12 protein-coding genes are annotated in these 14,928 nt (G+C 53.3%); all 12 read left to right on the plus strand.

Features of this window, described 5'->3' with window-relative positions; genetic code table 11:
* Positions 1-1,123: 1,123 nt before the first annotated feature.
* From tssB to vasI, 12 genes are read left to right on the plus strand one after another with little or no spacing between them, the layout of a single operon-like run.
* On the plus strand, positions 1,124-1,627 hold the full coding sequence (gene tssB / locus DUT67_RS04990) for a type VI secretion system contractile sheath small subunit (protein WP_010282535.1): 504 nt from the start codon (positions 1,124-1,126) through the stop codon (positions 1,625-1,627).
* Positions 1,628-1,658: 31 nt separating this feature from the next.
* On the plus strand, positions 1,659-3,137 hold the full coding sequence (tssC, locus tag DUT67_RS04995) for a type VI secretion system contractile sheath large subunit (protein WP_048261827.1): 1,479 nt from the start codon (positions 1,659-1,661) through the stop codon (positions 3,135-3,137).
* Between the two features lie 5 nt (positions 3,138-3,142).
* On the plus strand, positions 3,143-3,574 hold the full coding sequence (tssE, locus tag DUT67_RS05000) for a type VI secretion system baseplate subunit TssE (RefSeq protein WP_005972060.1): 432 nt from the start codon (positions 3,143-3,145) through the stop codon (positions 3,572-3,574).
* A gap of 2 nt (positions 3,575-3,576) precedes the next feature.
* A complete protein-coding gene (tssF, locus tag DUT67_RS05005; RefSeq protein WP_048261825.1) occupies positions 3,577-5,343 on the plus strand; it encodes a type VI secretion system baseplate subunit TssF in 1,767 nt (588 codons plus the stop codon).
* Positions 5,307-6,305: a type VI secretion system baseplate subunit TssG gene (tssG, locus tag DUT67_RS05010; protein ID WP_048261823.1), complete on the plus strand. Its 999-nt coding sequence runs from the start codon at positions 5,307-5,309 to the stop codon at positions 6,303-6,305. Before tssF ends, tssG begins: the two co-directional genes overlap by 37 nt.
* 2 nt (positions 6,306-6,307) lie before the next feature.
* Complete coding sequence (tagH, locus tag DUT67_RS05015) at positions 6,308-7,528, plus strand: type VI secretion system-associated FHA domain protein TagH (protein WP_113625523.1); 1,221 nt, start codon at positions 6,308-6,310, stop codon at positions 7,526-7,528.
* Positions 7,528-8,049, plus strand: coding sequence for a type VI secretion system lipoprotein TssJ (gene tssJ, locus DUT67_RS05020; RefSeq protein ID WP_113625524.1), 522 nt, complete (start codon positions 7,528-7,530; stop codon positions 8,047-8,049). The genes tagH and tssJ overlap by 1 nt, the downstream gene beginning before the upstream one ends.
* Positions 8,050-8,051: 2 nt before the next feature.
* On the plus strand, positions 8,052-9,389 hold the full coding sequence (tssK, locus tag DUT67_RS05025; RefSeq protein WP_048261817.1) for a type VI secretion system baseplate subunit TssK: 1,338 nt from the start codon (positions 8,052-8,054) through the stop codon (positions 9,387-9,389).
* A gap of 15 nt (positions 9,390-9,404) precedes the next feature.
* Positions 9,405-10,181 (plus strand): type IVB secretion system protein IcmH/DotU, encoded by a 777-nt coding sequence (icmH, locus tag DUT67_RS05030; protein ID WP_048261814.1) that lies wholly within the window; start codon positions 9,405-9,407, stop codon positions 10,179-10,181.
* Between the two features lie 13 nt (positions 10,182-10,194).
* On the plus strand, positions 10,195-12,792 hold the full coding sequence (tssH, locus tag DUT67_RS05035; RefSeq protein WP_113632890.1) for a type VI secretion system ATPase TssH: 2,598 nt from the start codon (positions 10,195-10,197) through the stop codon (positions 12,790-12,792).
* Positions 12,793-12,794: 2 nt separating this feature from the next.
* Entirely contained in the window at positions 12,795-14,363 is a 1,569-nt protein-coding gene (locus tag DUT67_RS05040) for a sigma-54-dependent Fis family transcriptional regulator (protein WP_113632889.1), read from the plus strand.
* The gene (gene vasI, locus DUT67_RS05045; RefSeq protein WP_113632888.1) at positions 14,363-14,923 is read left to right on the plus strand and encodes a type VI secretion system-associated protein VasI; all 561 of its coding nucleotides are present in this window, start codon (positions 14,363-14,365) and stop codon (positions 14,921-14,923) included. The genes DUT67_RS05040 and vasI overlap by 1 nt, the downstream gene beginning before the upstream one ends.
* Positions 14,924-14,928 lie beyond the last annotated feature (5 nt).

The following is a 14,928-nucleotide window of genomic DNA, read 5'->3' on the forward strand; positions in this document are numbered from 1 at the left end:
TTATCATACGAGCCTAGCAGTTGAAAGCGCCGATCTCGTTCTCCAACGATAATCTGAAGTCATACAAAGAAGGGCGTCCTATTAGGGCGCTCTTATTCCACGCTATTGTTGATGACCCGCTTCACGAGATGTTTTGATGGTTTCATGCCTTACTCCTCATTTTCCTCTTCGTTGTGCTTTGGCCGCTAGGTATCGCCTGGAAGGTTACTCTGCCGGATGATTGCTATTTTTTTAACCTAAAAGTGTCGTTTAAAAGATCATTCCACTGCTTCACTCTGTAATTTTTGTTATGAAACTCCGCTAATTTTCATGATTTAGCGTATATTACTTATTTTGTGTTTTTTGATAGTATAAAAAACTAATAATTTTCATTAAAAAATCAATGATTGCTAAACTATCTAATATTTATTTCTTAACACGGAAATAGTTTCTTAAGGTGATAGAGTTATTTATTCTGTTAAAAGTAAAAAATAGATAGTGAATATTTTAACTAAATTAAAATTAATGAGTTATTTGTTATTTTTATCATTTATTAGCGAGTTAAGTATTTCGTTGTTAACGAAATTAAAAGGCACGAAATATATTCCTTTTCCGTCAATTGAAACTCAATGGATTATTCTGTTTTATTATGGATATTTTTACTTAAGTTTAATTTAGTTTTTTGTTTTTACTGTGTTTTTTGTTTTAGTCGTTCCATTTACTTGCTCTGCTATATAAGCGTTGACCGTGCGTTTGTGTTGTGTGTATGATCTAAACTCAAAATATGAATGTATTTAACTTCCTTCTTGGTGTGAGTCTTTCACTCCGATATAAATCGTAACTTTACGGTTTTATTATGGTTTTTTAATTCGATTTAAATTTATTTCATCTCGCTGGTCGAAAAACAAATACGCTATACCCTAAATAATTCGAGTTTCAGGAAGGCGGCAAGAGAAGAAATCTCGATGAGCTTACTCAGGTAAGTGATTCGGGTGACTGAACGCAGCCAACGTACATGCAACTCGAAGTATGACGGGGATATTTGTTTGCCGAGTCGCTGCCGTGCTTATGGATTATGGCGGGCTTTTGGTAGGAATCGACTTTACTTCTCCGGGCCCGAGTGCCCTTACGTTGGTATAGACACATGGCAAAAGGAACTGATGGTGCATCTGTCGCACCAAAGGAACGTATTAATATCAAATATGTTCCGGCCACTGGTGGTCAGCAGGCGGAAATAGAATTGCCGTTAACGCTGATGATCGTGGGAAATATGAAAGGGCGCACAGAGGAAACGCCGATCGAGGAGCGTCAGACCGTATCGATCGATAAAAACAATTTTACCTCCGTGATGAAAGAAGCAAATCTGGAACTGAATTTCAGTGTGCCAAATCGCCTTGAAGAAGAAAGTCAGGACGACCTGCCAGTGAAATTGAGCATCGGCGGTTTGAATGATTTCTCCCCTGACCGCATCGCCCAGCAAGTGCCTGAATTACGTAAGCTGCTTGATTTACGTGAAGCATTAGTCGCGCTGAAAGGCCCCCTCGGCAATATTCCCTCATTCCGTAATCGTTTGCAGGATCTGTTGTCCAGCGAAGAAGCCAGAGAGCAGCTTTTGAAAGAGCTCGATCTGGTGAAACCCGCCGAATAATTGATGTTTACTGACGAAATAGGGAAATAATATGTCAATAATTGAAGAACAGGCTCAGACAGGGGCTGCCAGCACCTCTGGATCACTGCTTGATGACATCATGGCTCAAGCACGCATTAGCCCGGTCGATGAAGGTTATAGCGTGGCTAAGCAAGGTATTGCCGCGCTGGTTGCTAACATTCTTGATAGCGGTAATGCAGCAGAACCCGTGAATAAAGCGCTGGTCGATAGCATGATCGTCGAACTGGACAAAAAACTCAGCAAGCAGATTGACGTTATTCTGCATGCGAAAGAACTTCAGGAATTGGAATCTTCCTGGCGTTCGATGAAACTGCTTATCGATCGCACTGATTTCCGTGAAAACATCAAACTGTTGGTGTTGCATGCGACAAAAGAAGAGCTGTTGGAAGATTTCGAATTCGCGCCTGAAATCTCCCAGTCTGGCTTCTATAAACACGTTTACTCTAGCGGCTACGGCCAATTTGGCGGTCAGCCTATCGGCGGCGTGATTGGTGACTATGCGCTGACGCAAAGCTCACCAGACATCAAGCTGATGCAGTATGTCAGCGCCGTTGGCGCGATGGCGCATGCGCCGTTCATCTCTTCTGTTGCACCGACCTTCTTTGGCGTAGATCGCTTCACCGATCTGCCTTCCATCAAAGATCTGAAATCTGTTTTCGAAGGCCCAGCCTACACGAAATGGCGCTCGCTACGTGAATCTGAAGACGGTCGTTATCTGGGCCTGACGGCACCGCGCTTCCTGGCTCGCCTGCCTTATGACCCGGTAGAAAACCCGATTAAGGGCTTCAACTACAAGGAAGATATCAGCACCAATCACGAACACTATCTGTGGGGCAATACCGCCTATCTGATGGGAACGGCGCTGACGGACAGCTTCGCGAAATACCGCTGGTGTCCGAACATCATTGGTCCGCAGAGCGGTGGTGCGATTACCGACCTGCCAGTGCATGTTTATGAAGCCATGGGTCAACTTCAGGCCAAGATCCCGACTGAAGTTCTGATCACCGATCGTCGTGAATATGAAATGGCCGAAGAAGGCTTTATCACGCTGACGATGCGTAAAGACAGTGACAATGCGGCCTTCTTCTCTGCTAACTCGGTGCAGAAGCCGAAGGTGTTCCCGAACACCAAAGAAGGCAAAGAAGCGGAAACCAACTACAAGCTGGGTACGCAACTGCCGTACATGTTCATCATCAACCGTCTGGCGCACTACATTAAAGTGCTTCAGCGTGAGCAGATTGGCTCATGGAAAGAGCGTCAGGATCTTGAACGTGAGTTGAATACCTGGATTAAACAGTACATCGCCGATCAGGAAAACCCGCCGGCAGATGTTCGTAGCCGTCGTCCTCTGCGTGCCGCACAGATCAAAGTGCTGGATGTAGAAGGAGAACCAGGTTGGTATCAGGTCACCATGTCTGTGCGCCCGCACTTCAAGTACATGGGGGCGAACTTTGAGCTGTCGCTGGTAGGGCGCTTAGATAAGGAATAAGACTTATGCCGTCTCTTTCTGCTTGGGAAAGGGGAAACGCGGCAAGTCTGTTTGATCGTATCCGTGGGGAGGAACGTCGTTCCTCCCCTGAAACGGAAGTTGAAGCACTGATCGAGTCCGTTAAGCGTCAACTGGACAACGTGCTCAACACCCGGCCCGGAAATTGTCGCAGCGCACCTGAGCTTGGCGTGATTGATTTTAATGACGCGACGCAGGGTGGTGCGGACATTCGAGGGAAAATCCGGGAGGCGATCCGACAGTGTATCTGTCGCTTTGAACCTCGAATTGTTCATGTGGATGTCGACACATCGGACTATTTATCGAATCCGATGGAGATGTCGTTTCAGGTTACCGCTCGGGTCAGATTGGAAGATCTGGAGCAGGTTGCCTCTTTCAATATCCATATGGATAGCCACCGCCACTACAGAATGATCTGATTATGTCACTGGAACATTTTTTCAGGGATGAGCTGACCTACTTGCGCCTGCAAGGGCGTGAATTCGCCAAGGCGCACCCTGAGCTTACCCGATTTTTGTCAGAACAAACCACGGATCCAGACGTAGAGCGTCTGCTGGAAGGGTTCGCCTTTTTGACGGGGAGCCTGCGGGCGAAGATCGAGGATGAATTTCCGGAACTGACACACGGTCTGCTGGGCATGCTGTGGCCGAATTACCTGCGCCCCGTACCGAGTATGACCATTATGCAGTTTTCGGTACTCCCCGGCGCGATTGCACAGCCTGCGTTTGTTGAGCGTGGCTGTGAACTCGACAGCCTGCCGATTGATGATGTGGTTTGCCATTTTCAGACCTGTCACGATGCCTGGATTTATCCGGCGGATATTCGTGACATCAAGGTACAGAGCGGCAACGATCTTTCTACGATTACGCTAGATATTGGGCTGCATGGCCCGCTTTCACTCAGCGATCTGCAACTCGACAAGCTGCGCTTTTATCTGGGCGGTGATACCTATACGGCCTACGAACTCTATTTCTGGATCGCCAGCCAGCTGTCGCATATTGAGCTGGAAGTCGATGGCCAACGCTTCCGTCAGGAAGCCAGCGTGCTGAAGACGGTCGGCTTTGAGCGTGACGATGCGCTATTGCCGTATCCCGGCAATGTCTATTCGGGTTACCGCATCTTGCAGGAATACTTTTGTTTTCCTGAAAGTTTTCTCTTTTTCCAACTCGCTGGCGCGGTATGGCCGGATCTCCCGCTGACGGTAACAGAATTCCGTCTGCACTTTTGCTTTGACCGTCCGTTACCAGCGGAACTGAAGATCCGCCCTGATTCGTTCATGCTCAATTGCGTGCCGGCGATCAACCTCTTCCAACACGATAGCGAACCGATCAACCTCAGCGGACGCCAGACGGATTACCCGCTGAAAGCCAGCTACCGTAATGCCGATAGCTTTGAAATCTTCTCCGTGGATAAGGTTGAAGGCTGGGTTGAAGGGAATTCAGGTCGTTCTCGGGGCATTCCGCGTACGTATCAGCCTTTTGAGAGTTTTCAGCACCAAATAGAGCGAGCCAAAGGACGGTTGGCGCTCTATTACCGCATCCGGGTAAGAGAAGCCGTGAACGGCAACGGTTTTGATCACATGCTCTCTTTTGTGCGTGGCGATGAGCAAGAGGTGATTGATTTGGATGAGTCCATCTCGGTGACCCTGACCTGTACCAATCGATCGCGGGCGGCACAGCTGTCCGTTGGGGCGATCTGCGTACCCACCGGCAATTCACCGTCTTTTGCGACGTTTCGTAATTTGGTTCGCCCGACGCGACCGTTACGGCCTGCGATGGATGGCAGCCTGCACTGGACGCTGATCTCCAACCTGTCCCTGAACTACGTATCGTTGCTACGGCGTGATGCGCTGGTACAGATTCTGCGTACTTACGATTTCCCGGCGCTGCACGATAAGCAGGCAGAGCAAGCCTCGCGTAAGCGTCTGGCGGGTATTGAGTCTATCGAAACCACGCCTATTGATCGCCTAGTTCAGGGCATGCCGGTGCGCGGCTTGAAATCAATCCTGTCGGTACGGCAATCCGCGTTCTCCAGTGAAGGGGAACTCTATCTGTTTAGTACGGTGCTGGCGCACTTCTTCTCGCTATACGCCAGCGTCAACGCTTTCCACCTGTTGGAAGTGGTCAACATCGATAACAAGGAGCGCTACCGATGGCCGGTACAGATAGGTCAACACTCGATGATGTGACGTTCCGCCAGGATGTCTCGCGCTTTAATTTTTTCCAATTGGTGGAATTGCTTAATCGACTGGAAGGCGTGGATCTGGAACAAGATCTGGATTTTCGTCCTGAACAGGAGCGTCTTCGCTTTCGCTCTACGGCATCTATTGGCTTTCACCCTAGCGATATCTTGCAGGTGGGACGCGATGAAGAGGGCCGTCAGGAACTGGAAGTCGCGTTTCTGGGTCTGCACGGTAGCCAGTCACCGATGCCCGGTTATTACCTCGAAGAACTAGCCTGGGAATACGCGCAGGGCGAACAGAAGCTGGGCGTGTTTCTTGATTTCTTCCATCACCGCTTGCTCACGCTGTTGCACCGCGCATGGCGTAAATACCGCTATCACGTCCGCTTTCAGAATGAGGGGGAGGATGGATTCTCTCGCCTGATGTTTGCGCTCGTCGGGCTAGGAAATGACGCCGTACGCGACAGCCTGCCGGTTAACCGCGCCAAGATGCTTTCCTACGCCGGGGTGTTGGCAAGTCCCAGCCGTTCCCCGGAAGTCGTCGCGGGTCTGGTTATTCACTGTTTTGATCTGGACGACGTCGCCGTCATGGCCTGGCAGCACCGCCGTGTTCCCATTCACGAAGGGCAGCAGAACCGCTTGGGAAAAGGAAACATGATGTTGGGCGGTGATTTTGTGATCGGCGACAAAGTGAATGACTGTGCGGGCAAGTTTTTGCTCAAGGTTGGCAATCTCAGCTTCAGCCGCTTTCTCAGTTTTTTGCCCAACGGTGAGCATTTTCAGCCGCTGGTGCGTTTTGTCTCTTTCATTCTTCGCGATCAGTTGGCCTGGGATCTGCGTCTTGGTTTCGCGGAAGGCGAAGCTAAGGGCTTAAGCCTGGGAAGTGAGCAAAGCAGCCGTTTGGGATGGAGCAGCTTTCTCGGGCAGCCGCCAACGGATCCCTATGTGACGATTTGTGTGCAGGAGTAAATGTGAACGTAACCCACCCACTCACGTTGGTTGTGCTTAACAGTGAGCAGCTCGATATCAATTCTCAGGTGCAGCACCAGTTCGATCACCGTGGCGGCACGCTGGGTGCGTCGGAAAAAGACCAGTGGCAACTGCGGGATCGGCTGGGCTCCGTCGTGCCGGAGCACGCCCGTATCGACATGACCGACGGCTATTTCAGCCTGTGCGATCTGAGCGGTCAGTCTTTTATTAACGGTTCCCTGTCGCCGATTGGGCGAGATCGTAAAGTCATTCTGTCGCACGGCGATGAGCTAGTGATTGGGCCTTTCCGGCTGGGCGTGTATATCGGCGATCCCACAACGGAACAGGATATCGATCAGGTATTAGGACAGCGCACGGACGATGTGCTGGGCGGCTGGCTAAGTGAAGATAAAAAAAGGCGCTCTACGGATCTTGCAGACTCTACCGTCGTGTTGAACGACCCGCTGTGGGCGCTACAGAAAGAACAGAGCCAGTCACTCTTGCTATCAGACAGTGAGACGGCCGGAGAATCACTCACGACCTCTCTTTCTTCTTTTTCTTCTGCTGAGGACACCATGGATCAGAAATTTGTCGAATTACCGACTATCAACACACGCTATGCGGGAGATGAGCTGGAAGGGTACAGCGACGGCACCTCATTGGCTCCGCTGATGCGCGGGCTGGGGCTGTCGCTTCAGCCGGGTGATGATGCGCGACTGCGTGAAATGCTGGAAGAGATGGGGAAAAGCCTGCGCGCCATGGTTGAAGGCTTGCTGGCATTGCAGACAGAACAGGCGGCACTGGCGGACACGCACTTACGCCCAATTGAAGATAACCCGCTGCGTCTGGGGCTGGGTTATGCGGATACGCTGTCGGTGCTGTTTGCCGAGGGGAAAAGCCCGGTTCATTTGTCAGCGCCCGCCGCGGTGGAAGAGGTGTTGAACAATATGCGAGTGCATCATATTGCGAACCAGCAGGCGATTGCCGTGGCGTTGGAAAACATTCTTCAGGCCTTTTCGCCAGCCGCGCTGCTTAGCCGTTTTGAACACTATCGTCGTAGTGGCGAACCGTTGGCTGCGGATGATGGCTGGGCGTGGCAGATGTATCAGCACTACTTCCGAGAATTGACGTCACCCCGCCAGCAGGGTTTCCAGAAATTGTTCCATCAGGTGTATGCGCAAGCGTATGACCGTGCCGTGCGTCAGCAGCAGGAGCAAAAATAATGCTGCGGGCACTGTGCTTATGTTCCCTGATGTTCCTACTGTCGGGGTGTTCCACACTGGGCAAGATGGCGCAGGTCGCGGCGAATCCGGATATCCAAGTGGGAAGCAACAATCATCAGCCTTCTACCGTGGGGTTTAGCCTGCTGGCGGAACCGGACGTGAATCCGAACGACAGCGGTGAAGCCGCCCCTATCGAATTCCAACTGGTTCTGCTGGCGGAAGATTCGCGTCTGTTAGCCACCGATTACGACCAGATCACGACGGATATCGAAAAAGCGTTAGCCAAGAATTACATCAGCCATCAGGACTACACGCTATTGCCGGGGCAGTTCAAATATCTGCCGCCAGAAGTGCTGGATGAAAAGGTGCACTACCTCGGCGTGGTGGCTCGGTATGCCGATTCGGAAAGTGCGGAGTGGCGCAAAGTCATCAAGCTAAAGAATACCGGGCAAACGTATCAGATTCTCGTGCACCTGCGCCGGGATGAAGTCGAAATCAAAAAAGACCAAGAAGAAGAATAATTATGTCGAGTCGCAATCGCATTATCTGGCGGGAAGGTTTGTTCATTAAACCGCAGCATTTTCAACAGCAGCAAAGACACACCGATTACGCACTGCACGCGCGTCTCAGCGCCCTCAGTGATTATTTCTATGGTTTGCAGTCGCTGGCGATTAATGAGGAATACCTCAATTTTGGCCGTATCGCGCTGGTTAACGCCAGCGGTGTGATGCCTGACGGCACCGTGTTCAATATTCCCGGTGATGATGCCCTGCCGCTGCCGTTGGAGATCACCGATGTCGCGCTGGCAAACCAGAAAGTGTATCTGGCGCTACCGCTGGCGGTAAATGGCGTCAGTGAAGTCGGCCAGCCAGGGCAGGGGATCGCCAGCCGTCTGCAATCGCACCGGCATGACGTGCGCGATCTGCACAGCGACGGTGGCGATATCGTTTCTCTGGAGGTTGGTAAGGTCAGCCTGCGCCTGATGCTCGATCGTGACGATCGCAGCGCCTATGCCTCGCTGGCGATCGCCAACATTCTGGATAAACGCCCTGACGGCGGATTGATCCTGGATCCTAACTTTATGCCGTGTAGCATCAGCGTTACTGCAATCCCCAGTTTAAAACGCTTTTTGGGCGAATCTGCGGGTTTAGTTGCTGAACGCGCACGCAGCCTGTCGCAGCGTATTGCCGCACCGGGACAACAGGGCGTAGCGGACGTAGCCGAATTCATGATGCTGCAATTACTCAACCGCGCTCAACCCAAGCTGTCGCATTTGGCGCGTCTTGGTACGTTGCACCCTGAACGCCTGCACGAAACGCTGGTTGAGCTGTGCGGTGAACTGATGACGTTTACCGATGAATCACGCCTGCCGCCAGAATTCCCCGCCTATCGCCATGAACATCAGCAGGCCAGCTTTGAGCCGCTGATGATGGCGCTGCGTCAAGCCTTGAGCACCGTGCTGTCGCCGCGTGCCGTCTCCATCCAACTGAAGAAACAGCCGTATGGCGTGATGGTAGCAATGGTTGGCGATGCGGAATTGATGACCAGCGCCGAGTTTGTGCTGGCGGTGCGTGCGCGTATGCCGCAGGAACATCTGCGTAAACAGCTGCTGCAACAAACGAAGATTGCCTCCAGCGAGAAGATCCGCGAACTGATCAGTCTGCAATTGCCTGGCATCCCACTGCTGCCGCTGCCGGTTGCGCCGCGTCAACTGCCTTATCACGCGGGTTACAGCTATTTCCAACTGGATAGACAAAGCCCTGCCTGGCAGGTGTTGGTGTCTGGCAACACGCTGGCGTTCCACATTGCTGGTGAATTCCCGGAACTGGATATGCAGCTTTGGGCCATCCGTGGCCAGTAGTCAGGAGAGGAAGAGATGAGCATCGAGGTTATTAAAAACGATCAACTGGGCGATCTACTTTTTGACCACGCCCGACAGCTGGATATGGATTCCGACTACTGGTTCCGCCTGCGTGGGCAAAGCATTAATCCGATGGTTGATGCGGTCACACCGCTGCTGGGCATGGTGGAGCGAGTTCGCCAGCTCTCTGCCTATGACGGCGTGGAGGATCTTTATCAGCGCGTGGTATCTGAAATTCAGGCTATCGAGCAGGAACTGCATTCTCATGGCTATGAAAACGGCGTGATTTTGTCCTTCCGCTACATCCTCTGCACCTTCATTGATGAAGCCGTGATGGGACGGGAGTGGGGCGGGCAAAGCATGTGGTCGGCTCATTCCCTGTTGACTCGTTTTCACAATGAAACCTGGGGGGGCGAAAAGGTTTTTGTCCTGCTGGAGAAGCTGCTGGACGATCCCACCCGCTACCGCGACATCCTGGAATTTATCTACCTTTGCCTCTGTCTGGGTTTTGAAGGGCGCTATCGGGTGATGACACAGGGGCGTGAGGAGTTGAACCGCGTCGTGAGTAAGTTACATGACACGTTGCGCCCTGAGCCTGCTAATTCGCCGACGGTATTTCACCTGAATCTGGGGCAGCAGGCCTCGCGTTACCACCTGCGTAGACAGGTGTCATTGCGCACGTTGTTTATCGGCGTTTTTGTGGTCTTGGTGGCCGCATTCGGCCTGTACCGTTACGAGCTAACTCATCAAACCCAGGACGTACTGCGTCAGCTGGGAGAATTATTACAATAACAGGAGCTACACCGTGATTCGAATTGAACTGCCGACACTGGTTGAACGACTCAACCCTGTGTGCCGTCATATGCTGGAAGAAGCGGCGGCACTCTGTATTCAACATCAGGGTGCGGAAATCCGCATTGAGCACCTGTTGATGAAAATGCTGGAAACGCCGCTGTGCGATGTGCGCCAGATCCTCAAGCGTGCTGGCGTCGATGCGGATGAGCTGTCTTCGCTGCTGCTACCTTCCTCCGTGGATAAAGAATTTGATGCGGGCTATCCCTCATTCTCTCCTCTGCTGGTGGAATGGTTACAGGACAGCTGGTTGCTGGCCTCGGCTGAATTCCAACATGTGCATCTGCGTAGCGGTATCTTGCTGCTGGTTTTGCTGCTGACGCCAAATCGCTATGTGGCAGGCGCGATATCCCGTCCGCTGGCACAGATTAACCGTGAACTTTTACGCCAGCAGTTTGATGAGTGGGTGAAGGATTCTGTTGAAACGGAAGTGGCGGTGCAGTCTGCCACGGCGGAACAGGCTATTGCGGCAAGCACGCAGCTGTCCCGCTATACGCAAAACGTGACGGAATCTGCCCGACAGGGGCAATTGGATCCGGTGCTGTGCCGCGATCATGAAATCGATCTGATGATCGACATTCTCTCCCGTCGCCGTAAAAACAACCCGATTGTGGTGGGGGAAGCGGGCGTCGGTAAAAGTGCGCTGATCGAAGGGTTGGCGCTGCGTATTGTGGCGGGTGCCGTACCGGAAAGGTTGCGGGATGTAGAACTGCTTACGCTCGACCTAGGGGCGATGCAGGCCGGTGCCTCGGTTAAAGGCGAATTTGAGAAACGCTTCAAAGGTGTGATGCAGGAAGTGAAGGATGCGCCACGCCCGATCATTCTGTTTATCGATGAAGCGCATACGCTAATCGGGGCTGGCAATCAGGCCGGTGGGCTGGATGTGTCCAATCTGCTCAAGCCTGCGCTGGCACGCGGTGAACTGCGTACCATCGCGGCGACGACCTGGAGCGAATATAAAAAATACGTCGAGAAAGATGCGGCGCTTTCTCGTCGCTTCCAGCTCGTCAAAGTCGGTGAACCAAACGCGGAAGAAGCCACGGTTATCCTGCGTGGGCTGCGCGGCATCTATGAGAAAGCGCACGGCGTCCTGATTGATGAAGATGCGCTTCAGGCGGCGGCGCAGCTGTCGGCGCGCTATATCTCCGGTCGCCAACTGCCCGATAAGGCGATTGACGTGCTGGATACCGCGAGTGCGCGCGTGGCGATTAACTTGACGACGCCACCGCGTGCAGTCAGCCAGCTACAAACTCGCCTGCATCAGCAGAAAATGGAAATCACCCAGCTTGAGCGTCAGGCGCGCATCGGTCTCGGCAATACCGAAGAGCGGTTAGTCGAACTGCGTGACGCCCGCGAAGCAGGCGCGGCATCGCTGGCACAGCTGGAAGCCGATTGGCAGCAGCAGAAAACACAGGTTCAGCGCGTGATCGAACTGCGTACGGCGCTGTTGGATGAAGAGCAAGCCGTCGACTTTGATGCGGTATCGGCGGCGGCGGAACTGGCCACCTGTGAGCAAGCGCTTGAAATACTTCAGCAAGCTTCCGTGCTGGTCTCCCCCCACGTCGATAAAATGCAGATTGCTGCAGTGATTGCTGAATGGACGGGCGTGCCGCTGAATCGGATCTCTCAGGGAGAGATGGATATCGTCACGCGCCTGCCTGAATTCCTGGGGGAATCTATTAAAGGGCAGCAGTTGGCGATTGCTCAATTGCATAAACACTTGCTGACTGCGCGTGCGGACCTCCGTCGTCCGGGGCGTCCGCTGGGGGCTTTCCTGCTGGTGGGGCCGAGCGGTGTCGGTAAAACGGAAACCGTAGTTCAGATTGCTGACCTGATGTTTGGCGGACGTAACTATCTGACTACCATCAACATGTCGGAATATCAGGAAAAACATACGGTTTCACGCCTGATCGGCTCGCCTCCGGGCTACGTCGGGTTTGGCGAAGGTGGCGTGTTGACCGAAGCGATCCGTCAGAAACCGTATTCTGTGGTACTGCTGGATGAAGTAGAGAAGGCACACCCGGATGTTCTGAATTTGTTCTATCAGGCGTTTGATAAAGGCGAGTTGGCCGATGGTGAAGGCCGTGTCATCGACTGCCGTAACGTAGTGTTTTTCCTGACGTCCAACCTCGGGTTCCAGACGATTGTTACCTACGCTGAGCAATCAGAGGTGTTGCTGGATGCGCTCTATCCTGAGCTGGCGGCTTTCTTCAAACCTGCTCTGTTAGCACGTATGGAAGTCATCCCTTATCTGCCGCTGGCACATGACACCATGGTCGAGATCGTACAGGGCAAATTGTCGCGTCTGGTTTCTCTGCTGCAACAGCGCTTTGGTGCGGAAGTCATCATTGAAGACGAGGTGCCGGAAGAGATTCTACGGTTGGCGAACCGCAGCGAAAACGGGGCACGCATGCTCGAATCGGTGATTGATGGCGCCTTGCTGCCACCGGTTTCGCTACAGCTGCTGCAACGTATGTCTGCGGGTGAACCCGTCAGCCGTATTCATTTCCGTGTCGAAGCCGGCCAGTTCCAGACTGAGGTGGAGGGCTGAGTATGCAACATGCCCTCGAACTGGCGCTCGCACTCACCCGACAGCACGATGAGGCCGGTCTGTGCGACTGGCTGCTGGAGACGATGCAGGCCGCCTGGCAGCCGCAAGGGATGCTACTGGGTATGGTGGATGTCAGCGGCAGGCAACTGACTTGTCAGGGGCGGGTGCATGAGACGTCGGTGGCGCTGAGTCTGGGGGTGGATGACTTTAGCCACCCGCTGGCTTATGCACTGCATAAGAATCAGGCGCGTACCTGGGATTCCCTCTATGGCGGTGCTCGCATTGAGCATCGTGAGTTTCGGCAGATGCTGGTTTCTGTCGGGACGAATTGCGGGCTTCACGCGCTGCCGCTGCTGTCGGACAGCGGCAAGCCGCTGGCGGTATTGGCGCTGTTGGATACGCCAATGCGCCTGCAAACGCTGCATCAACGAGGGGAATGCGAACGGCTGGCGCAGGTGTTTTGTCGCCAGCTGATGCTGTTGCGTGAGCTGGCACACACCCGACGGGAACAGGTCGCGTTAAGAGATTCTCTCCGCCAGATTAAGGATGAGGGACAGAGTCGTCGCGAGCAGGAAAAGCGGGTGGAAGCCACCCTGATTGGCCGGTCTGTGGTGATTAAAGAGCTGCATCAGCAGATTTATCAGGCGGCAAAACACCGCCTTTCGGTGCTGATTCAGGGCGAAACCGGTTCAGGGAAAGATGTGGTGGCGCGCTTGCTGCATGAGTGCTCCGAACGTGCCGACAAACCCTTTATTGCCATCAACTGTGCTGCAATTCCCGAAAACCTGATTGAAAGCGAACTGTTTGGCTACCAGAAAGGGGCGTTCTCTGGCGCACAAAGCAACAAAATTGGTCTGGTAGAACAGGCTAACGGCGGCACGCTGTTTTTGGATGAAGTCGGTGATATGCCGCAGTCCATGCAGGCCAAGCTGTTAAGGGTATTGGAGACGCATAGCTTCCGTCCTCTGGGCGCGGAGAAAGAAGTTCATTCTGATTTCCGTCTGATTGCTGCGACCCATCAGCCGCTGGAACAGCAAGTGTCTGACGGCGTGTTTCGGCAGGATCTCTATCACCGCCTCTGTCAGTGTTTATTGCAGGTTGCTCCGTTGCGTGAGCGGCCGGACGATATTCGCCTGCTGTGCGAGCACTTCATCGGTCAGTTTGCCGACAAGCAATTTGCAGATAAACAATTTACAGACAAACCACAAAAGCATCTTGGGCCACTGAGTCGTGCCTTCCTGCGTCAACTGGTGGCGTATGACTTCCCCGGCAATGTGCGGGAACTACGTAACCTGCTGGAAGTCGCCTGCGCGCATACGCCGGACGGTGAGGCGCTGTCCCTGACATCGCTGCCGCCTGAACTGCGCGATCGGCTGACGAGCAGTACGACGGAGGAACACGATTGTTATCAGCATATCCACGATTTGCGTATAGCCACACAGCTGTATGAAGCGGCTGTGATTGAGGCACGCCTGCGTCAGTTTCAGGGCAACCGCCTGCTGGTGGCCGATAGCCTCAATATCCCTAAACGTACCCTTGACCACAAATGCCAGAAGCTGGAGGTAAATTGATGTTTCTGATGATGGCACCCCTACTGTTGGCAACCGCCGCGATGCCCGATCCTGCCTGGCAGTTGCTATGGGATCAGTGCCGTAATGAAACGGCTTCAGAGCTTCGACTGGCCTGTTATGACGCGCTGGGTCGGGAAGCTGAGCGCACCGGTACGCTGTCCCCACAGGACGATAAAGCTGCTGCTGGCGGAACGTTTCAACTGGGACGTGAAGCAGACAGCGGCGATATGACGCTCACCCGCGTGCTGGCCGATGGCAATACGCTGGTGATTAGCTGTGCCAGCAATATTACGCATCTGCGCATTACCCTCAGCGAACCTTGGGCAGGCGAATCCGTCACGTCGCAGCTCGATGGTGTGACGGTCTCCGACAGTTGGTTTATCCGTAACCGCGGGCTGCTGCTGGAGTCAGGACGCGGCCTAGTGGCGATTGATGCGTTAAAGCGCTGGATTGGGCATCGCGAGCTGGTGCTTAACGGTACAGACGGTCACGCGCTGCGTATTGAACTCGCAGGGTTAGGCGAAGCAGTAGCGCCGCTGCGTCAGCAGTGTCACTGGTAGAGGAG

Source organism: Pectobacterium peruviense (assembly GCF_003312355.2).
In the GTDB taxonomy this organism is placed as follows: domain Bacteria; phylum Pseudomonadota; class Gammaproteobacteria; order Enterobacterales; family Enterobacteriaceae; genus Pectobacterium; species Pectobacterium peruviense.